We start from the raw sequence: 21,897 nt of genomic DNA, 5'->3' as shown, positions 1-21,897 counted from the left end.
TTGTGCCATAAGAGCTTATCCGAAAATTCAAAATTATCTAAAATTTTTAATTTTATCCCTGCGTTCGTCAGCTTAACCCATTTCCAGTTCCTTCCAATGGGTACCCAATTGAAAGGAAGTGAAGATTGGGTTAAAAATGATATCCCCGAGCGCTCGAAGATATCCTTCAACCAGCCTTCATCAAGACTTCGGCCGGCGCAGTCCGCCATAGATTTAGCGACGGCGGGCAAGTTCAGGACGAGCGCACAAGAAATTGACCAGAATAGGAACTTAATTAATTTTCGGATAAGCTCTAAGTAAAGAAAGTGTTTTCTATAAAATTGAGATTTTATTTCTTCTCCCGCTCGCCCTGAGTGTTTTCCGAAGTTCTTACGTAGGAAAAAGTATCGAAGGGTGCGGATTCAAGGTTTACTTGTTCAAAAAAAGCGGCTGGTAATAACCAACCGCTTTCTCATCTATTATCGTCGAAGAACATTACGCACCAACTTTAGCTGGTTTTGGAGCAGCAGCCTTATTATCAGCTACTTTTGTTGCGCTTTCAGCTTGTTTGTTTTGTGCAAGTTTAACTTCGTAATTTTTGTTTACTTCTGTGATCGCTTTAGTAGTAAAATCAAATTTTTCTGAAACGTAAATCGCACGGCCAGTCATTTTATCAAACACAACGTCTAGTTTTTCATTTTTAGCAAGTTTAGTTACACCAGCTTCTAATCCTTGTGCTAATGTTTCAGTTGCAAGTTGCATGTCGAGTTTAAGTTCTTCTTCTTTTTCTGCTACAAGACTTTTCAGATCACGTTCCATTTTCATTAATCTTTTTTCTTCTTTTTCACGTGCAGAATCTGACATTGTTGTTGATTTGGCGACATAGTTATTTTTCGCTTTTTCAAATTCTTTTGATTCGTCTTGAAGTTCTTGAGTTGCTAGGTCACGTTTGCTTTCAATGTCTTTACGTGCCTTTTGACCTTCTTGACACTCTCCCATGATGGCAAATGAATCAACAAAAGCTATTGTTGCATCTACTTTAATATTTTTATTGCCAATGATTTCAGAAGCAGAGAGATTTTTTGCTTGAGTAGGAGTTTCTTTTTTTGCTACAACGGCTACTGAACTGTTTTTGTCTTCAGTATAAGAAAAAGGAGTGGCCATTAATGTTACGCAAAGAGTGGTGACTGTCATCATACGATTTTTCATCAGTTTTCCTTCTAAATTTTATCTGTACAAAGAATTATTTTATATCGACACTCTACTACTTTTGATAGCAGGCGTCAATATAGCCCAACCGTAGTGATAACGTAGGTTGGGTATTCGTAAAGAAAGATAAAGTTGTTGATCCAGCTTTCTTTGTTGCTTAATTCTTTTTTCCGATCGCCCTGAGTGCTCGCTGAAATTTCCTAATGAATGCGAGTGTATCGAAGGGTAAACAAAATTATACTTCTTATTTTCATTCTTCGATACATTTTTGAAGACAAAAACACTCAGGACGAGGGGGTGGGAGTAGTGAGTGTTTTACAATTTTATGCGTACCATCTGCGTGAAATTGCTTTACGAATTTCTTCTATGAAAATAATTGGTGCAGTAAGTACTACAACAACAAACCAATCATGATAAGAAAGAGGCACTGTTTTAAAGATGTGACGCATGAATGGTACATACACAATGGCAGATTGCAGAGAAAGCACGAGCGCCATCACAGCAATGAGCCATAGGTTTGAAAATAGTCCAAGTTCAAAAAGCGAGCGCGATTCAGAACGACAATTCCAAGCATTAAACCATTGATACATTGCCATGGTAATGAGTGTCATTGTGCGGGCATGAGCAAGATCCGCTTGATAATAAAAAAGAAATACTGCTAACGAACCAATTCCCATTGGAATTGCCATAAATAACATTTTTAGTAGCAATGTACTATCAATAAGGCGTTGTTTTTTTGTAAGCCAGAATTTTTTAAGAAGTTCCGGTTCTTTTGGTTCCATAGATAATCCAACATCCAAAAAGCCATCAGTTACTAAATTGAGCCACAGGATTTGTACGGCAGTGATGGGAAGAGGCAGATCAGTACCGGTAAAAAGACTTGCAAGTAGTGCAAAAAGTACGATTAAAATTTCTCCCATGTTGGTGGAAAAAAAATACAATATTATGCGTTTGAGTGTGTAAAAGATGTGTCGACCTTGTTCAATTGCATTGATAATATTAATAAAAGAATCATTGAGTAAAACAAGATCAGCTGCTTGTTTTGCAACTTCAGTTCCAATGCTGCCCATTGCAATTCCAAGATCTGCTGTCACAAGAGATGGTGCATCATTGATTCCATCGCCAGTCATGGCAACAATTTTTCCTGAGCGCTGCAGAATTTGTACGATGCGCATTTTGTGTTGTGCCGATACTCGTGAAAATACGGTAACATGGTTAATGCGTTCTAGTAATTGTTCATCAGTAAGATTATCAATGTCTGAACCATCAATATAATCATCATTATCATGAAAAATGCCAACACGTTTTGCCACATGCAGTGCTGTTAATTGATGATCCCCTGTTGCCATAATAATAGATAAACCGGCATTGCGTGCATCTTGAATTACTGTTGCAACTTCTGTTCTAATTGAATCTTCAATGCCTGCAAAACCAAGTAGTTGTACGTCAGTATCAATCAATGCTTGATACTCTTCAATACTTTTTAAGTTATTACACGTATCTACTGGTAGTTGTTTCATTCCAATGGCAACAACACGTAATCCATCAGCAAGAAGTTTTTTTAAAGTAGATTCAGTTTTGTGTTGCTCATGATGTGATCGGTTGAGAATGCTTTCTGGTGAGCCAATAATAAAAGCAAAACAAGCATTATTTTTTTTGTAAAAACCAGCGTGATAACGAGTAACAGAACTAAATGGAATTTCATAGAGCTTTATGTAAGTGGAGACTTCCTCAGTGATAATCGTTCCCATTTTCTGCGCAAAGACAAAGAGCGCTGCTTCAGTTGGATCACCTTTAATCTCAAAAATATTAAGATTTGGTACATGGATAATTTCAGCATTATTGAGTAATGTTGCGGCGATGCCCATGTGTATTAGAGAGCTTTCGTGAGCAATTTGTTGAATAATAACACCATCTTTGCATATTGTTCCTTCACAATGATACCCCTCCCCGGTAATGTGCCAAATAGTATCGGGAGTCCAAATCTGAGAAACAACCATTTCATTGCGTGTGAGAGTTCCTGTTTTATCAATAACAATAACGTCTGTTCGTCCAAGTGCTTCAACTGCTTGCATGTTGCGCACAAGAACAAAATGTTTTGCCATTTGTAGCGCACCACCAACAAGCACAAGCGTAAGAACAACCGGCAATCCTTCTGGTACCACACAAATAAAAAGTGCAGTCAGCATAACAAGTAGTTCTTTGATTGGTTTACCAGTGAAAATACCTATACCGAATAAAAAAAGACAGGTGACCAAAATAAAAATTAAAATCCAATGAGAAAGGCGTTCAAGTTCTTTGCGCAGTGGAATATCGGTATCAATTTCTTCAGTAATAACTTGTATTTTACCAATTTCAGTATCGGTTGCTATTGCGGTAACAATCGCTTTTCCCGCGCCGGCCAAAATATAAGTGCCTTTAAAGAGCATGTTTTTGCGGTCACCGAGTGGGACTTCTTGTGTTATAACATCGGAATTTTTTTCTGTTGCATGGGCTTCTCCCGTTAATACTGCTTCATCTACTCGGAGATTGTTTGAGGTTAAGACTCGTGCGTCAGCGGGAACACGTTGTCCTTCTTGTAAAAAAATAATGTCGCCAACAACAAGGTCTTTGTCATCAACGATTGTCTTTTCGCCATTACGCAGTACGACTGATTCTGTTTTAATGTAATGTTTAAGATTTTCGATAATATTTTTAGTTCGTGCTTCTTGTATAGTCCCGAGAATAGCATTAAAAAAAAGAACGCCACTGATAATAAAAGCGTCGAGCTTATCTTCGCCAAAAATAAAGATAATTACTGCAGCAAAAAAGAGTATGTAAACGAGCGGATTTGTAAATTGACTTATAAAGATAGAAATAATAGTGCGTTGTTTTACGGTTTTAAGAGTGTTATAACCGTGTTTTCGTTGTCGTTTTTGTACTTCTGTGTGAGATAAGCCTTGTTCTGGGGATACTTCAAGTTCTTTTATAATAGTTTCAATAGTTGTTTGGTATGTTTTCATTATTATTCCCTGCATGTGGCACGATTATAGGATATGTTTGATCGAGCGAGGGACATATTTTATGTTCCTCGCTTTTTTTACATGAGTTGGTATTTTTTGAGTAAATTTTTATCAAGTTGTTCCCGTCTTTTATTAATTTCATCGGCAGTAAGAAGTCCTGTCTGTGTACCAAGGTGTTGAATAACTGAAGCACTATTGATAACACCTGCACGCAACGCATCTTCGATAGATGTATCATGGTTCAATTGCGCAATAAAACATGAGCCAAAAGCGTCTCCTGCTCCAATACTGCTGACAATATCAATTTTGATGCTTGGGTGAAAATAAATAGTAGTTTGATCGGATGCATAAACGCCTTCTGCCCCGTTTGTTACAACGATTATCTGCGGCCCACATGCATGCACTGCTTTAAAAAACTGTTGCAGGGTAAAACAGGTTGTTGCTGAGCCAAGCGGTTTTTTAAGTAATTCTGGTAATGTATCGTCGTGATATTGTTCAATTTCCAATGGTGGCAATACAACAACGAGTGTGGTCATAAGTAGTTCTGCTTCATAACTATTTAAAATTAAAATAGTTATGCCAGATAGAGCTTCTTTTAAATACTCAGGACCTGCATGGAGCTGACTAGTCCCGGGATTAGCGGCAACAGGTTTATTATATTTCTTTGCCAGTTGTGTAATGGGGATTAATAGTGGCGCAGCAGGGCCGCTGAGTGAAGTGATATATAATTGATCTACTTGAGCGATGGTAGATTCGGATAGCTCTGATTTTGTAAGAGTAACGTTGGCTCCACGATACACTAAAACAGCGCTGTTGCCTTGAGGACCAGGAACAATAAATGCGTTACCCGTGGGAGCTTGTTGTGTTCTGATAACATGAGTGGTAGAAACTTTTTCTTTTTCGAGTGTTTCTAAAACAAAATCGCCTGCCTGATCAGTGCCAACTTTACAAAAAATACTGACATCAAAACCAAATCGTGTAAATGATACTGCGCTATTAGCAGCGCCTCCACCACAGTAATAAATAAGGTGTTGTATTTCTATTTTTCTTCCCGCTCGCATGCAGACATACGATAAATCTTCTTCTTTGGTGTGCAGGTGGAGTGTTTCTACTCCTTCATATTCAGTGAAAATATCTTGCATAGCACTACCAATGGTCAGTATTTTTTTCATCATGATTCCTTTTTTGGTGTTTATTTTTTTATACTACTTCTTATGGGGTTTTTAAAATAAAATATTGAGGGGGGAAAGATGATGAGCAATAAAGTAACGTATGTATTTATTGTGTGTATGAGTATATCAGTATCGGTAATTTGTATGGATGAGCCTGCAGAAGGTGACTCATATGACATTATTAAATTAAAACATGAACAAAAACTTAATAATTATATTAGAATACAAGCAGGTCTCTCTGCTCCCCATCTACAAGTAGAAGATATTCAAAAAAAATTATGTGCATATGAAAAAAAATTTCGCATCAGAGAAGAAAAGGCTCTTGAGGCTATTCGGGAAAATTTTTGTCAGGATAAAGTATTATGGCAAGCTTGTATGAGTTTAATAGGGAGGTTGAAGCATATTAATAAAGAAAATGCACATCTTCCTTTAACAAATTTTGTTCAGGATAAAAATTTGCCGTATGATTTTATGCAAATGATACAAAAAGAAGCACGTGAGAATGGTGTTAATTTAGAAAGAATACACATTCAAGATAAAAGAGGTTCTCTTTTTTTACTTGATTCATTGTCTCCTATAGCAGCGTACAGCATCGTCAATGAAGCCGGCAAAATTTATATTGATATCGTGTCAGACGAGATTGCTCCAGGAAAAATTGAAACAAATATGAAAATATTTTCTAATAAAAGTTTGAATGCTAAAAAAGTAGCATGTATGTATCTGATTGAACCTCTAAAACAAGAATTCGACTTTGTGTATGAGGCTATTGGGTTATTTGAAAGATTATATATTGCTGAGTCAGATATTATTCGTAGTAGTAAGCAATTTGAGATATTGCAGGAAGCGCACACACAATTATGCACACTACTACCATCTCTAAGGAGCAAAAAGGCTGCAAAGGCTATGAGAAAATTTCATTATGATATAAGCACGGAAAATTTGATTGGAATAGGGGATTACAATATTCTTTGCAGAATTTATCGTCATTGGAAAACGATTGCGTGGCTAAAAACATATTGTTGCAAGCAAATACCACGATTATTATTGTATGGTGATAACAAAGATGATGATAGAAAAAGTGAAATAAATCCTACAGTTACTTAATGTGAGTAAATCTTGGCACCATTTTATTGTCAATTTCTACATTCTCTAAAAACATATCTAAAGGGCGATGCCAAATTTTACTGACATTATTATCGTATAATGCCTCATACACAACATACCATGTCAGATCCTCTGAGTGGCATGAAACTGCAATGATGCGGTAGTCATTACCTTTGTAGTGGCGCCATAATTGGTCTGGTTTAATGTGATCAATGAGTGTTTGCATGGGTAATCTTTATCTTTTCAACATCTTCACCACATCAACTTGCGCAACAGATTCTTCAGTTCCTGTAATCATATTTTTTACCATGACAGTACGTTCTTGCTGTTCTGTTTCGCCAAGAATGAGTGCGTATGTAGCACCAGAACTGCTGGTTTTACGCATCATGCTTTTCATGGAGCCTTCAAATACAATATCAGTGCATATGTTATGTGCGCGTAATTCATCGGCAAGTAGTAAAGCCAATGTGTGTTGTGCAGGTGTCATGGGAATAAGCATATGCAGAATTGCAGGGTGTGGAATATTCAATTGGTTGCGCAATGGTTCAAGCAAAAGCATAAGTCGCTCCATACCAAAGGCAGCACCGATTGCAGCCTTATCTTGATTACCGCCAAGTTGCTTGACTAATTGGTTATAGCGTCCTCCACCACAAAATGTGTCCTGCGCGCCAAGATCTTTACTGACGAACTCGAATACGGTTTTGTTATAATAATCAAGGCCACGGACCAATGTTGGTCGATATACATGCGAAACAGATAAAAGAGTTAATTGTTTCTGCAGCTCTTGCCATTCTTGAGTGCAGCCTTCACATAAATTATCTGCAATGTAGGGTGCTGCTGTGTATATTTCTTGGCATTGCGGATTTTTACAATCAAAAATACGCATAATATTGTGTTTTGTGCGTTCAGTGCATTGAACGCAAATATTTTTGATTATGTCTGGTTTATCCATAAATTTCTTAAGCGTGCCTAGATATTTTTCGCGATCTTCTGAGCAGCCTAAAAAGTTAATCACCAGAGCGTAGTTGGTAATTTTTAAGATTTCATTAAAAAAACGATCCAGCATGGTAATGAATTGTGCATCTTCAGCAACGGATCCTGAACCAATGATTTCCATAGTTACTTGATGGAATTGACGGAATCTTCCTTTTTGTGGTCGTTCGTATCGAAACATTGGTCCCCATGAAAAAACTTTCCATGGAGTTGTTTGGATATGATGTTCGTTAAATGCACGTACCGTTGGTGCTGTTCCTTCTGGACGCAAACAAATGCGATCTTCACTGCTTTCTTGGCGTGGTTCTATGATAAACATTTCTTTGGATACTACTTCGGTGTAGGTGCCTAATGATCTGAGAAAAAGGTCGACTGATTCCAGAATAGGGGTTTGAATTTCAGTAAAATGGTAGAGTGAAAGGTGTTTTTTTACTGAATCAATAATAAAATTGAATAATGTGCAATCGATAAAATCTTGTGTTCCTTTTACTCGTGGAATCATGTCAGGGGTCCTATAGTAAGGATTTTCTTATTAGAATACACCCTTCGATACTTTTTTGAAGCAAAAATACTGAGTGTTTTTAACCCATTTCCAATTCTTTTAAACCCCATGCTCCATTTTATTCCACATGGGGACCCCGGCGCAGAGTAACGGAGCTGGGGTATGTAATATTTGACTTGATGCATCTATTCGTGTTACACAATACACAAGAGTATACAAAGTACGTGTGAAAACAAAAAAGGAGAAGAATGAAACACTACAATTTACTAGCCCTTGTGATGTTAAGTGCCGTAGGGGCAACAATCTATGCTGATTGTGATATCAGCGATAGTTCTCGATTAGAAGCAACAGGTAAATCAACACTCGCAATCCATCCACTTTTTGTTTCACAACAACCTGAAATGGTTTCGGGGTTCCGTTCTGAGCGTAGTCATGCACGTGAAGATGGTTATGGGGGAATGTTCCAAGCAGTAATTTTTGGTAGTCGTACAACCAATGGTGATGATTTAGCACGTTATTTCTTCTTTAATGGACAGGAAACTTTAACAGTTGCTGAAGTTGGTCCTGTAGCAGGACAAGCAGGCTTTGGAAAACAAAATCTTTTAGCACAAGATTTCAATGTTTTTACGATGAATGGTAATTTTGAAAGTACTATCACCATTGAACCGCAACAAAGTGTTATTGGTTTAGGTCTTCATGATCGTCAAAGCTTCTGGAAAAATCACGATAAAGGAAGAGGTTTTTGGTTGAGCGTTTCCACATCAATTCAACATGTGAAAAATAGCATGAATTTCTGTGAATTCATTATCAATGACGGTGGCGGTGCAAATGAGGCAGCTAATGATGTTGTAGTTGCTAACATGACAGAGGCGTTTGCGCAACCAGATTGGATGTTTGGTAAAATATGTGCAAATTCTTCAATGAAAAAAACGGGGCTCGCTGATATTGAATTTAAAATTGGTTATGAATGGTTGCAACTTGAACCAGCGCATATGGAATCATATTTAGGTTTTGTGATTCCAACTGGTAACAAAAATGAAGGTGAATTTATTTTTGAACCAATCGTTGGTAGAGGTAAATACTTTGGTATTATGTTCGGTAGCTGCTTGGGCTTAGAAATTTGGAATAATGAAGCGGGCGATAAGAGCATTCGTTACGAACTCGCAAACCACACTGAAATTTTATTCAAAAAAGATCAAACACGTTCTTTTGATTTAAAAAACAGACCATGGAGCCGTTATTTACCGGTATATGCAAGTCAAGAAGAAGCTGCAGAAGCGGCTGCTTTAACTCCTGCAATACGTGCACAGAATTTTTCAACTCCAGGTATTAACGTATTCACTCAAGGGGTAAAAGTAACTCCTGGTCTTACTCATGATATTAACACAGCCTTTATTTTTAACTTCAATAGATTCCAAGGTGAAGTTGGGTACAACTTCCTTGCAAAACGAGCTGAAAAAGTTGAGCTTGATTGTCCATGGAGACCAGTTGTAGCACTTAAACATTTCCTTGGTGCAGGGCAAACAAACCCTATTCGTACCATAAGTGGTAGTCCATTCTATGAACAACGCGTTGAAAACATGGCTAACAACCTTGAACTTATTCCCGTTATATTAGCAAATTATGAAACAGTAGTAATTGTAGAAGAAGATCTTGATCTTAATACTGCTGCAACTCCAGCAATACTTACTAACACATTGTATGGTACGCTTGGATTTAATTTGACAGAAAGAGAGTATCCATTATTTGGTAATGTTGGTGGATCATTCACCTTCTCAAAAAATAATGATGCAGCTCCTCGCAGATGGGTTCTGTGGGCAAAAGCGGGATTATCATTCTAAATTGAGTCAATAAACCTTGTTTTTCATAAAAACTCCTTGTAAACTCGAATATAACCTTCGAAATTACAAGGAGTTTTCATGAAAAGAGAAAAATTTCTAGATTTAATAGAAATGCAATTTCGTGTACATCCAGCGTGTGCTTTGCTTGGACCACGCCAGGTTGGTAAAACGACTCTTGCAAAAATGTATGTTGAAAAATATTTTCCAAATGATGCATACTTTTTTGATTTGGAGAATCCATCGGATATTGTGCGCCTGGAAAATCCGATGTTTACGTTACAAAATATTTCACAAAAATTAATTGTTATTGACGAAATTCAAAGAAGGCCGGAATTGTTTCCGGTCTTACGTGTTATTATTGATTCGACACGTATTCCTTTAGACGAGAATGATTCTTTAGCCAAGCAAAAGGTACAAGCGCAACAAAAACAATTTTTGATTTTAGGTAGTGCATCGCGAGATCTTATTAGACAGTCATCAGAAACGCTTGCAGGACGCATTGGGTATATAGAATTATTTCCATTTTCCCTAACTGAGGTTAGCGACAGCGCACGATTGTGGTTACGTGGTGGTTTTCCTAATTCTTATTTGGCGCATAGCGATGTTGATAGCTATATATGGCGACAAAGCTACATTACTACATTTTTAGAGCGAGATATTCCAAGTTTAGGATTTGAAATCCCTGCCCAACAGTTGAGAAGATTTTGGCTTATGCTTGCTCATTATCATGGACAAATATTTAACGCAAGTGAGATTGGCCGGTCTTTAGGAGTTTCTGATCACACAGTTCGTAAATATCTGGATATTTTGGCTGGAACATTTATGGTACGCGAGCTTGTGCCATGGTTTGAAAATTTACAAAAACGACAGGTAAAATCCCCAAAAATTTATTTTCGCGATAGTGGTATTTTGTACGCGTTAATAGAAGTGACAACATGGGATCAGTTATATGCGCACCCTCGGCTTGGAGCTTTTTGGGAAGGGTTTGCTCTAGAAGAAATTATTGCTGCTTCTGGTGCATCAGTTGAAGAGTGCTACTTTTGGGCAACTCATGCTCATGCTGAGTTAGATTTATTAATCATGAAACACAACAAGCGCATTGGTTTTGAATTCAAATATACCGATGCTCCAAAAATTACCAAATCTATGACTATTGCATCTGTAGACTTAAAATTGGATCACCTCATTATTGTATATCCAGGAAATAGCACGTTTCCTTTGGCAGAGAATATTACGGTCTATGGACTTGAAAATATTGCTCGTGGCAATACTATAAATCAATTTTTTTAACTATTAGTCGGAGAAAACTGCTTTGATAGTATGAGTAAAGAAAAGAGGCTACCGTATTTGGTAATGTGGGTGGATCATTCACCTTCTCAAAAAATAATGATGCAGCTCCTCGAAGATGGGTTCTGTGGGCAAAAGCGGGATTATCGTTTTAGTAATTGTTTGTAAGAACAATAGAAAGAGGTTGGTTATTAACTTAACCAACCTCTTTTTTAATCCTATTATTTGTGTTTAGTCAGGAAAAATTTCCTCTCTGGTTGCCTTGATCGGTGCTACAATTTATTCTTTTTGTGGAAACAGGAAATAGTACTGTTACTTTTTTAGTATTGCTCAAATAATTTGAGCAATGCTTGGGAGATGGTATTTAATTTTTTAGTTTTAATACCGAAAGAGACCAGTGTTAACACCGATCTCTTTTGTATATATTTCATGGAAGGCCAAATTCATGTTGTTTGCTATCGGACTAATACCAATTGTCCAGCTTCTATTTGTTGTTTTTCTAATTCTCTAACGGTGTTTTCAATTTGTTCGTTTAATTGTCCCATACGTTGATTGATGTTTTTTAATTTTCTTTGATCCCACATTATTAATATTCTACTGCTATATTCTTTTTTCAACATAGGTATGATTTGTCCAGAGTCTTTGGTTTTTAGCTCTTGTTTAACTCGATTTTCCAAAAAATCTTGATTCAATGAATCAGTAATATCGTCATAAAAAATTAGTTCAGTTTTTTTGACAGCATCTTTTTCTACCATTTGAAGAGGGATTTCTTCATAAGGTACAAGTACGTCAATTTGTCGTCTTACTTGTATGCTTAGTTTTTCATCTGCATCATTGTTACCAGATAACGGTAGATGAAGATTTGCTGCAGCTTCAAATAATGCTCGCATAAATTCTGCATTAAGATTAAAATCTGTTATTTTTCTTATAAATGCTTTTGTAAAGTTTTGATTGAGGTCAAATATGAATGTTTTTGTCATTTTTCTTACATCTACAAGCGCATTCTTAAAAGAGATTGTCGGAACTTTTTTTGCAGGTTGCTGCTGTTTTGTAGGTCCAACACCTCTTGCATCTACATAATTGATGGCAAAAAGAGCCATAGTAAACAAGATATTTTTCAACAATTTCATAGTATTTCCTTCTTATGAATAAAGACTCATTTATTGTTATCCAAAGAATTGTTATTCTAACATATCATTGATTGCAAGATTGATCTTTTGCAGCAGAGCCAGATCGTTATCATTATTGCCAGTAAATGGTGCAAATTTATCTCGTGCCGTTTGCAAAAGGCCTTCTAACTGCAAATCTGCCAATTCATTTTTTCCTATGTCTGTTTTTATACGGGTAATAAAAGATTCTTTAAACTCTCCTGTTTTGATGTCAAACACATTGTTTTGATACATTTTCAAAACTTCATCATGGAGTTGCTTGTATGATTTTGCTTGTGCTGCAGGTTCTATTGCGGCTGATTTTGCTGCCGGAGTGGATGGTTTTGTTCCTACTGTCCGTGCGTTTGCAGAGCTTATTGCAAAGAGAACTGCAAACGCTAACGTATTTTTTAAAAAATTCATATAAAAACCCTTCTTTTTTGGTATTAATAACAATACTTATTACTGTTGCTAGTATCACATAAGCAATTTTATAATTGCAATGATTTGGTAGGGATTTACTAAGCGCCTATTCCTAAGCCAATTCTTAGCGCTCATCCTGAACTTGTTGAAGGATTAAGCGCTCTGATCCTTTAATCCCCAGCTTTAATCCCCAACTCCGTTTCTCTTCATTGGGGTCCCCAAACGGAATGGAGTGAAGTATGGGGTAAAACTGGTTCAGGACGAGCGCGGTAAAGATTAAACCATTCTTCTAGTTTATGAAAAATTGAATAATTGACCGATATAATCAACAATGCCTGTAACAAATTCTTTAATGGTCGTTGGTATATTTTTAATAAAATTCCACACAGGATTTATTGGTTCTTTTTTTGGAGTTTCTTGAGTACTTTCATCGGCAGATGCAGATTTTTGTCTTATTTGTGCCAATTGTTTTAATTGTCGCAAAACATCGCGCAGATATTTTCCGCTTTTGCGTGCAGCGAGTCCTGTTTCTGCTTTTTCTGGAAGAGTTTCAAATAATTCTACATCTTCCGGTCGAGGTTTTGGAACTCTTGGTAGTTGGGGCGCTGGTGGAGTTTCCGCAGTAGGTTGGTAAAGCACCGGTTCTGGCACGTATGGTGATTCAGAACGACCTGATTGGGTATAGCGACCATACGAAGGTGTTGGTGTTGGTCGAGTATATGTACCACGCGGAATGTGTGGTATAAAAGGAGGTTTCCTTTCTGGTTCGGGTGTTGTTATGTGTGGCATTGTGGAGCGATATTCGAAAGGTTCGATTGGAGTGCGTACTCCCGTAACTTTCTCCTGAATGATTTGAGTAGGTTTTTCAGGTTTTGTTCTTTCTTCTTGTGGTTGTTCCGCTGGCGAAACTTCGGAAGGTTTTGCTTGTAGGTGTTCTGTTGTAGGCGGAATTTCTACATCTTCTGCAGGTTCTTGTACATCTTTGAAAGGCTCAGATGGTACCTTTGGTATATCTATTGGTTTTTCCACGGGTGGTTTTTCTACAGATAATGGTACGCTAGGCACTTGTGGTTGGCCTACTTGCCCATTTCCTTTACCAACAAGATCTGCCGCTCTTTGTGCTGTTTCTTTGGCCGTTAATTTTTCTAGTTTTTCTCGTTCGATTTTTTCTTGAGCTTGCGTTCGTTCGATAATATCTTTTTCTTGTTGAGCACGATCAACTTCTTTTACAGGTTCTTTTTTTACGCTTATTAATTCATTTAGTTTTTCTCGTGCAGCCAGTTCAGCTTGTTCCTGGTTTTTTATAAGATCATTAAGAATTTTTTGTTGATTTTCAAGGTTTGTTGTAGCTTGTTCTGCTACCCTCTCTAATCGATCTTGTTCTGCTGCGGCATCTGCTAGGGCTTTTTCAGTTGCTTGCTGTTTTGCTAGAGCTTCTTCTGATGCTTGTATAGCGGCTTGTTCAGCAGAAGTTTTTTCCGCAAGAGCTTTTTGTAGTTTTGCTTGTTCAATTTCTTGTGCTTCTTTTTCTTTAGCGGCTTCTGTTTCTGCTTGTAGCCTTTGTTCAGCAGTTGGTAATTGTTGTGCTAATTCTTCTTGTCGTTTTTCGTTTTCAGCTCGCAGTTTTTGGAGTGCTTCTCTTTCTTGTTCTTTTGTTGTAACGTCTTTTTCTGTTTTTTCTCGGGCATCTTTTTTTGTAGCAACATTTTTAGTAGCTAATTCAGCATCAGCTTTAACCTGAGCTTCTTTTTCAGTTGCTTCTAACAACAGCTCTTTTGCTTTTTTTAGTCTTTCTGCAGCCGCTGCTACTTCTTTAGCTTGCATTTCGGCTTTAAGACGAGCTTCTTCAGCTTGTTGTGCTTCTAAATGAAATTCTATTATTTCTTCTTGGGAAGGTCTTTCTTTTGTTGGTATATCAGGAGAAGGTTGTTTTTTTATAGGTGTTGATACTTCAGACATTTTTGCTTTGTCGCTGAGAGCTTTGGTTTCCTGTAATGCTTCATTGAGTTTTTTTGCAGCTTCTTCTGCTCGTATTTTAGCATTCATTTCTTCAGTAAGTGCTTGTTCTAAGGCTTGCTGAGCAGCAATTTTTTGAGCGGCTTTTTCTTCAGCTATTTCTAGTTCTTTGGCTAATTTGTGTTGATCCTTCTGCTCTTCAGCTAATTGATTTTGTTGTTCTTGCAGCTCTTTAACTTCTTGTTTTTGTAATTCGCTAGCAAGTTGAGCTTCTTCTAAATTTTTTTGAGCTTCAGCAACCTTTTTTATAGCATCTTGAGCATTTGCTTGTGCTAAAATTGCTTCTTCTGCTGCCTTTAATTGCTGTTCCTGTGCTTCAGTCAGTATTTTTTCTACTTCAGTCTTGAGGCGAGCTTGTTCTGCTAATTGTGTTTCTTGGGCAAGTTTTTTTTCTTCAAGGGCATTTCTAATCTTTTCAATGTTTGTTTGTGAAACATCTTTTTGTTCAAGTATCTTTTTATAGCTTGCTTTTTCTTCTGAGCTTAGAAGATTGCTTTCTGAAATTTCCTTGAGCAAGTTATTTTTTACTGCCAAGCGTTCAAATCGTTTTTTTCCAATCTCTTGAGCGCTTTTTTGTTCATAGGATATAACATACTTCTCTAGCTCTGCAAATAGTTCTTTCCATTGTGCTATCAGCTCTTTAGGAGATACAGATCTTTCGATAATTTGTTTTAACAAACTACTGTATTGTTTTTGTTTGTCCTGATCGTGTTCTAGGTTTATAGCTCTATCAAGGAGTCTCTCATAATAAGGTATTTTTTTAGTAGCCTCAGCTGTTTCCATAACTTCTAACCATTTTTTAAGGGCTTCTTTTCCTTGTATACCTTCCATGGGTTGGACCATGTCTGTTGGTATTTTATCCAGAGGAGATGAGGGGCCAAAATAATATTCAAAATAGCCGGGAGTAGTTTTAATTAAGAGGGGTTTAGCATCTTTACGAGATGGTTCAAGTAACATGATAGATTTATCTGGTAATATAATAAATTGTAGCAAAGTTTTATCCAGATATACGATGGTTTTCCATTGTAAAATTGCTTTATCATTTTCCAGAGCAACTTTATTCGCATTATCTTGATCTTGATTAAAGCGATCAATAATATACTTGATTGTCTCTTGAGCATTGTGATGAATAAATACAATACGCTTTTCTTCTTTTTGTGCATCTGTGATTGTATCTTGTAACGTTTGACCAACGGTTGTATTTCCGTGCGTTAGGTCTGCTACCAACTCATTGCCGATATGGGGTTGTTGTAACAATATGGCAATAGCTTCGCGTTCTCTAAGTTTGCGTTGTGATGTGCCTTTAAATTTTCTGACTTTGGTACTACTTTTAACAGCGCTTTTCGAAGGAGTTGTTCCACCACCACCGGATGGTCCTGTTCGAGTTGACGGCGTTCCGGGTGATTTTTTGGGGCGAGGAGCTGGTTTTCGTGAGGTAGTAGGAAGTGTTTTTGTTGGGCCTTTTATTTTAGATACTTTAGTGCCTATTCTTTGCATTCCACAGGACATAGTGGACAATGCTATGCACAAGAAGCATGTAATCAATCTCATTATATGTTTTACCACGGCATTACCCACTTTTTATACCTTATTACTGTAACCTATTTAAAGGATACACTTTCTTAGTTTATAAATTCAATAAGACATTAATAAATTCAAATTTATTGTGTTACCTAGAGGGGTTTTGTGATAAAAATAGAGTAATTATTGCTATTTGAATTCTATAAATGTAATTTAAAAAGAGAGAGAAATGCAAGTCTTTAAGCAAAAAAAGGGGTGTTTTTTATGGAAAACAGACACAAAAAATCCATGGTTATGATTATTGTGCTCATGATGGGTGTGACTAGTTATGTGCAGGCGTGTCTAACTACGTTTATTAACGATAAAGGTGTTAGGGTATTTATTTATAATAAAAATGATAAAGTAATAATTCCGGTTGAAAGAAATGAAAAACGTCGGTTTGGTAATCCTCATAAACACGCTTATTTTGCCATTCATATGCAAGAACCAAATACTCGGTTACTTAGCAGGGTATATGTATGTAAGCAAAATGAGTGTGGTAAACGTGGAAACATTGAATTAAAGCTTTCTGATATAGAAAATGGTACTGAGGCAACCAAGTTGTTTACTATTACCAAAGAGGATCCTTATTCTTCTATGGTGCAGAATTTACCGATGATGCAAAAGAAGAATTGTCATTCGTGTAGTGGTGAATAGGAATTTTTTAGATTGAGTTAAAGATTAAGATTAAGAATTTAAAGATTGATTATGCAAGAAGAAAGATTAATCCCCAACGCCAAGTTGGGATTAATCTTAGTAATAAAAAAGCCCCGACGTATCGGGACTTTTCCTGTTAATTGTTACCTAAAATTATGCCGGATCGTTATTGCCAGAAAAATTGAGTTGCTCAAGCTCTTGATCGCGTCGTTCTTCAAATTGTTGTGCATTGAATTGCGCTGTATTGAGATGGAAAATATGGTGAACAATATCAAAACGGATATGTGTCATCATTTCACGGAACATATCAAATGCTTCACGTTTGTACTCAATGAGTGGGTTTTTTTGTCCCCAACCACGCAGCCCAATTCCCTCTTTAAGATGGTCAAGGTTGAGCATATGTTGACGCCATGCTTTATCTATTGTTTCTAAAACAAGCCATTTTTCGGCTGCTTTTATAACATTTTCGTTGTGATTTTTACGGTAAAGATCATAGCGATCGAGCAAGAAATTAATAAGATCTGTTGCGAACAATTCAACATTGCCCGTGCTAATATTTGAAGAGTCAAAATCTTTAGCTGTCAAGCCGGTCATATATTCCAAAGCTTCGTATATTTTTGCGACTTGTTCAGGGTTTATGTTTCTTGTTGGCGCATTATACGCAATAAGCTCTTGAACTATAGTGACAATAAAATCACGAATGAGTTCGTAAATGCGATTTTCACCCTCAAGAGCATCAAGGCGATGATTATAGATGACAATACGTTGCTGATTTAAGACATCATCATATTCAAGTAAATGTTTGCGATTATCAAAGTTATGTTTTTCAACGCGTTCTTGTGCTCGTTCAATTGTTTTAGAAACAAGACGGGATTCAATAATTTCATCCTCTTCCATACCAAAGAATACCATTTTTTGTTTTAATGAGTCTCCGGCAAAAATACGAACTAAATCATCTTCAAGTGAAATATAAAAACGAGATTCGCCTGGATCGCCTTGACGACCAGATCGTCCTCTCAGCTGATTATCAATACGCCTACTTTCGTGACGTTCAGTGCCTAAAATATATAATCCACCGGCAATAATTGATTCGGCAGTAAGTTTGATATCAGTACCGCGTCCCGCCATATTTGTTGCAATAGTAATACGGCCACGTTCACCTGCATGAGCAATAATCTCTGCTTCTCGTTCATGTTGTTTAGCATTTAATACTTCATGTTGAATGCCATTTGCAGTTAAAATTGCGCTTAATAGTTCAGATGTTTCAATTGCAATAGTACCAATAAGAACAGGTTGACCTGTTTTGTGACGTTCTTTTATATCTTCTACGATTGCCTTATACTTTGCATTCTTTGTTAAAAAAATAAGATCAGGCATATCTTTTCTGATCATAGTACGATTAGTTGGAATAGAGATAACATCAAGCTTATAAATATTATGGAATTCTTCACTTTCTGTTGCAGCAGTACCGGTCATACCAGCAAGTTTTTTATAAAGTCTGAAAAAATTTTGTAGCGTAATACTAGCTAACGTTTGGCTTTCGCGTTCTATTTCAACATTTTCTTTTGCTTCAAGGGCTTGATGTAAACCATCGCTGTAGCGACGTCCTGGTAAAATACGTCCGGTAAATTCGTCAACAATGAGTACTTGATTATCGGTGACAACATAATCAACATCGCGTTTGAAAAGAGCGTGTGCACGTAAGGCTTGATTAATGTGGTGCAGTAGTTGCATGTGTTCGATGAAGTATAAATTTGTAATATTAAATGCCGCTTCAACTTTATCAACGCCAGCTTCTGTTAGTAATACAGTACGTGCTTTTTCATCAATTTCGTAATCAGTGCCTTTTTCCAAGAAGGATACTACACGGTCAGCATCGCGGTATAAAGAACCAACTTCTTCAGATGAGCCTGAAATAATGAGAGGAGTACGCGCTTCATCAATCAAAATTGAGTCAACTTCATCGACAATGGCAAATGCAAGTTCTCGTTGTACAAGATCGTTTTTACGGAATTTCATGTTGTCACGCAAATAGTCAAAACCAAGTTCATTGTTTGTTGCGTATAAAATATCAGCAGCATACGCTTTTTGACGTTCAGCATCGGTCATTGAATTTTGCAAACAAGCTACTTCAAGGCCAAGAAATGTATAAATAGGGCCCATCCATTCTGAGTCACGGCGAGCAAGATAATCGTTGACGGTAACTAAATGCGCACCTTTACCAGTTAATGCATTCAGATAAAGAGCCAAGGTTGCAGTAAGTGTTTTACCTTCACCCGTTTTCATTTCAGATATTTTGCCTTGATGGAGTACCATTCCACCCATTAACTGTACATCGAAATGACGTTGGCCAAGTGTTCGATATGAAGTTTCGCGTACAACGGCAAATACTTCTGGTAAAATATCGTCAATCGTTTTGCCAGCGGCTAATTGTGATTTAAATTCGATTGTTTTATGGGCAAGTTGTTCATCGGATAATGAGCTTATTAATGGTTCTAATGCATTAATTTTCTCAACAGTAGGGAACATCTTCTTAATTTGACGCTCGTTATTTGTGCCGACTATTTTTGCGATTATCCGTGAGATCATTGTAATCCCCATTGTATTAGGTTGAGAGGTACAGTATTATTCTGCAAGAGTATCAAAAAAATAGATGTTGCTCAACTTATTAGCCACTTCCAGGGTCTTATATTTTTGGATAGTTTGGAATTTTATTAAAAAAAGCTTTTTGTAAAAAAAAGAGCTTTTTTTAATTTTTGAGGTACTTTATTAAGAGGTCGTCAGGTTAGTGTTATTTGATTAAAAAAAAGGGATCTTTATGCAAAAGATGTTAATGGTTTTGATGGTCGCTTTGGTTAGTAGTAATAGTAGTGCTTTTGAAGATCTTCGTTCAACACCAAAAGAAACATTTCGTGCACAGAATGAACGTTTTCTTGATGCCGCTGATCAGGTAGTGGATGAGTATACCCACAAAGAAGATGCACTGGAAAATATTGATGAGTATGATCAGAACGTTACTGATAACGTGCAACCTCCAACAATATCTCCAGCAAAAGCATTATTGACAGAAATATTGGGATCTTTACTTGTTCGTTATATCAGTATGCGCGAAACAATGCGTATTTACTTCCAAGATCTCAAACAAGTCCTTAATAAGTGGTATCATCTTTATATAGCCAAAGTGTAACATTTTAAAAGAAGAAAATAGCGTGTATGAATGGCAAGGCAGCGGGTAGCAAAGAAAAGCATGAGTTTGCTCTATTTGTAGAATCATTATCCTCATTACTTCAAGAAAAAGATTCTGGTAGCAATATAATTATTGCTGATGAAAAATTGGTGCATCGAATAGTGAATGTTTTACGCTTCGGCGTTGGTGATATGTGTATTTTATTTGATCGAAGCGTGCATGTATCAGCACTTATTACAACTTTTGTTGGAAAAAAACAGGTCAATGTTACGATACAATCAGTACAAAAGACTCTTGTACTGCAACCAACTATTACCTTTCTGCTGCCTTTGCTTAAACGTGATGATTATGAATCGGCTCTGTACGCGCTCACTGAGGTTGGTGTAAGTACTATACAGTTGATCTTTACTCAAAAAATAGCGCATCAATTGGCTAGTAGTCGAGATAGTGAACGTGCACAACGAATACTTATTTCTGCAGCAGAGCAATCAAAAAATTTTGCTTATCCTGAGTTACAAGAGCCTATTGCTCTTGAGATAGCATTAAAAAAATACAGTACAGCTTCATCAAAAATCTTCTTTGATCCTGAAGGAAAAAAATTTTTTGATGTGATGAAAACATTGTACGATAACAAAGCAGAACACGTACTACTTCTTGTTGGGCCAGAAGGAGACTTAAGTTTAGAAGAAAAAAAAACATTACAGGTAAACGATTTCATTTTTTGTGCTCTTACCCCTACGATTATACGGGCTGTTCAGGCGGCAGCTCTTGGTGCTGGTTTTGTTCGCTCTCTTCTTGTTTCAACCACAAATTAAATGTTTTCAAATAGTACTTACATTTTTGTTGATTTTTTATATTTTTGATTATTACACTGTTGTTATATAGGGGTGTAAGAGCTTTTTTTTGCTGAGGATAGGGGAGAGTGTAATGGAAAGTAGGCAGGCGGGTATTTTTCGATTATTTATTATTATGACTTTTTTTTGCGTAAGTATATTTTTTTTGAATAATAATAAAAAAAACTTTATAACGGCAACGCACATTGATATTTGTAATATCAAGGCAGATCTTGTAATGGATCTTTCTTTGGATCATGTCTATCAAGAAGTAAATTCGTTATTTTTAGCTCATGATATTGACTTGATTGTCAAATCGATGAGTCAATTCAAATATAATTTTGCGTATAATCTTATTGAAAAAATGATAGATGATGAGACGGTATGTTTATCGCCTGAAGAAAAAGTAAAAATTATTTATGGGATGATTACTCATTCCTGTCCAAAGAAAAATGTACAATATGAATGGCTTGATTTGCTACTGAAACATCCCTCATTACATGCTCAGACTCCTGTTCTGCTATCACTTGCACGTAGTAAGTATGCTGATGTTATTGCATTGTTTATTGCATGGGGTAAAGATCGCCAAAAAGTTGAAGGAAGAAATGGCCTTCTGGCTGGTTATGCTGAACAAGCATTTAAAGCAGCGGTAGAAGATGATGATTATGCAGCAGTAGAGACATTATTCAGCAAAAAAATTCGAATTGCTCAGCCTAAGGCATCAGAATTGCTGTGGTATATTGTGGAGAATGGTAAAAATAGTAAATTAATTTCATTATTAGTCAGCCATGCACAGGCGGATGTAAATTCTGCTGATAACGGAAAAACTCTGTTAATTGTGGCTGTTGAAAAAAATAACACGGATATTGTTCGTGTATTATTGGATGAAGGTGCAGTTGTCGATCGCATTGTTGATAATGAAGCTGGAACAGCACTTACCATTGCAATGAAGCATAAACATCATTCTGTTGAGCAGTTGTTGCG

The 21,897-nt window shown here is 36.7% G+C and carries 17 protein-coding genes; 8 read left to right on the top strand and 9 right to left on the bottom strand.

The window, feature by feature from the left end; all coding sequences use genetic code 11:
- A partial coding sequence (locus VJJ26_01505; protein ID HLC06840.1) for a hypothetical protein occupies positions 1 to 300 on the top strand: 300 nt, incomplete at its 5' end.
- Between the two features lie 174 nt (positions 301 to 474).
- Here the strand turns inward: VJJ26_01505 and VJJ26_01500 are convergent.
- The 3 genes from VJJ26_01500 to VJJ26_01490 all read right to left on the bottom strand — a co-directional run bounded on the left by VJJ26_01500 (position 475) and on the right by VJJ26_01490 (position 5,362).
- Complete coding sequence (locus VJJ26_01500) at positions 475 to 1,188, bottom strand: OmpH family outer membrane protein (protein ID HLC06839.1); 714 nt, start codon at positions 1,186 to 1,188, stop codon at positions 475 to 477.
- A gap of 323 nt (positions 1,189 to 1,511) precedes the next feature.
- Complete coding sequence (locus VJJ26_01495) at positions 1,512 to 4,190, bottom strand: HAD-IC family P-type ATPase (protein ID HLC06838.1); 2,679 nt, start codon at positions 4,188 to 4,190, stop codon at positions 1,512 to 1,514.
- 77 nt (positions 4,191 to 4,267) lie between these two features.
- Positions 4,268 to 5,362 (bottom strand): carbohydrate kinase family protein, encoded by a 1,095-nt coding sequence (locus VJJ26_01490; protein HLC06837.1) that lies wholly within the window; start codon positions 5,360 to 5,362, stop codon positions 4,268 to 4,270.
- 78 nt (positions 5,363 to 5,440) lie between these two features.
- Between VJJ26_01490 and VJJ26_01485 the strand changes: the two genes are divergently transcribed.
- Positions 5,441 to 6,466 carry a hypothetical protein gene (locus tag VJJ26_01485; protein ID HLC06836.1) on the top strand — a complete coding sequence of 342 codons (1,026 nt, stop codon included), beginning with the start codon at positions 5,441 to 5,443 and terminating at the stop codon, positions 6,464 to 6,466.
- Here VJJ26_01485 and VJJ26_01480 read toward each other — a convergent pair.
- Together VJJ26_01480 and hisS are read right to left on the bottom strand one after the other, a co-directional pair.
- On the bottom strand, positions 6,459 to 6,692 hold the full coding sequence (locus VJJ26_01480) for a DUF1653 domain-containing protein (GenBank protein HLC06835.1): 234 nt from the start codon (positions 6,690 to 6,692) through the stop codon (positions 6,459 to 6,461). The two genes, VJJ26_01485 and VJJ26_01480, sit on opposite strands and share 8 nt — an antisense overlap.
- Before the next feature lie 9 nt (positions 6,693 to 6,701).
- A complete protein-coding gene (gene hisS / locus VJJ26_01475) occupies positions 6,702 to 7,961 on the bottom strand; it encodes a histidine--tRNA ligase (protein ID HLC06834.1) in 1,260 nt (419 codons plus the stop codon).
- 248 nt (positions 7,962 to 8,209) lie between these two features.
- On the opposite strand from hisS, the gene VJJ26_01470 reads away from it, so the two are divergent.
- Both VJJ26_01470 and VJJ26_01465 read left to right on the top strand, forming a co-directional pair.
- Positions 8,210 to 9,802, top strand: coding sequence for a hypothetical protein (locus tag VJJ26_01470; GenBank protein ID HLC06833.1), 1,593 nt, complete (start codon positions 8,210 to 8,212; stop codon positions 9,800 to 9,802).
- Positions 9,803 to 9,880: 78 nt separating this feature from the next.
- The gene (locus VJJ26_01465; protein ID HLC06832.1) at positions 9,881 to 11,092 is read left to right on the top strand and encodes an ATP-binding protein; all 1,212 of its coding nucleotides are present in this window, start codon (positions 9,881 to 9,883) and stop codon (positions 11,090 to 11,092) included.
- Between the two features lie 452 nt (positions 11,093 to 11,544).
- Here the strand turns inward: VJJ26_01465 and VJJ26_01460 are convergent, their stop codons facing one another.
- The 3 genes from VJJ26_01460 to VJJ26_01450 form a co-directional block, all read right to left on the bottom strand.
- On the bottom strand, positions 11,545 to 12,219 hold the full coding sequence (locus VJJ26_01460; GenBank protein HLC06831.1) for a hypothetical protein: 675 nt from the start codon (positions 12,217 to 12,219) through the stop codon (positions 11,545 to 11,547).
- A gap of 51 nt (positions 12,220 to 12,270) precedes the next feature.
- Positions 12,271 to 12,660 carry a hypothetical protein gene (locus VJJ26_01455; protein ID HLC06830.1) on the bottom strand — a complete coding sequence of 130 codons (390 nt, stop codon included), beginning with the start codon at positions 12,658 to 12,660 and terminating at the stop codon, positions 12,271 to 12,273.
- Positions 12,661 to 12,954: 294 nt separating this feature from the next.
- Positions 12,955 to 16,242 (bottom strand): hypothetical protein, encoded by a 3,288-nt coding sequence (locus VJJ26_01450; GenBank protein HLC06829.1) that lies wholly within the window; start codon positions 16,240 to 16,242, stop codon positions 12,955 to 12,957.
- A 219-nt stretch (positions 16,243 to 16,461) separates the two neighbouring features.
- On the opposite strand from VJJ26_01450, the gene VJJ26_01445 reads away from it, so the two are divergent.
- A complete protein-coding gene (locus VJJ26_01445) occupies positions 16,462 to 16,893 on the top strand; it encodes a hypothetical protein (protein HLC06828.1) in 432 nt (143 codons plus the stop codon).
- Between the two features lie 153 nt (positions 16,894 to 17,046).
- Here VJJ26_01445 and secA read toward each other — a convergent pair whose 3' ends face one another.
- Complete coding sequence (gene secA, locus VJJ26_01440) at positions 17,047 to 19,482, bottom strand: preprotein translocase subunit SecA (protein ID HLC06827.1); 2,436 nt, start codon at positions 19,480 to 19,482, stop codon at positions 17,047 to 17,049.
- 229 nt (positions 19,483 to 19,711) lie between these two features.
- On the opposite strand from secA, the gene VJJ26_01435 reads away from it, so the two are divergent.
- From VJJ26_01435 to VJJ26_01425, 3 genes are all read left to right on the top strand, one after another.
- Entirely contained in the window at positions 19,712 to 20,080 is a 369-nt protein-coding gene (locus VJJ26_01435) for a hypothetical protein (GenBank protein ID HLC06826.1), read from the top strand.
- Between the two features lie 26 nt (positions 20,081 to 20,106).
- Positions 20,107 to 20,895, top strand: coding sequence for an RsmE family RNA methyltransferase (locus VJJ26_01430; GenBank protein ID HLC06825.1), 789 nt, complete (start codon positions 20,107 to 20,109; stop codon positions 20,893 to 20,895).
- Between the two features lie 184 nt (positions 20,896 to 21,079).
- Positions 21,080 to 21,897 (top strand): ankyrin repeat domain-containing protein (locus tag VJJ26_01425; protein HLC06824.1); only part of this gene is annotated, 818 nt, incomplete at its 3' end.

The sequence above is a fragment of the Candidatus Babeliales bacterium genome, from assembly GCA_035288105.1.
GTDB lineage: Bacteria > Babelota > Babeliae > Babelales > Vermiphilaceae > SOIL31.
Note: the sequence above shows the minus strand (reverse complement) of the source record. Positions and strands in the feature narration are given on the sequence as shown.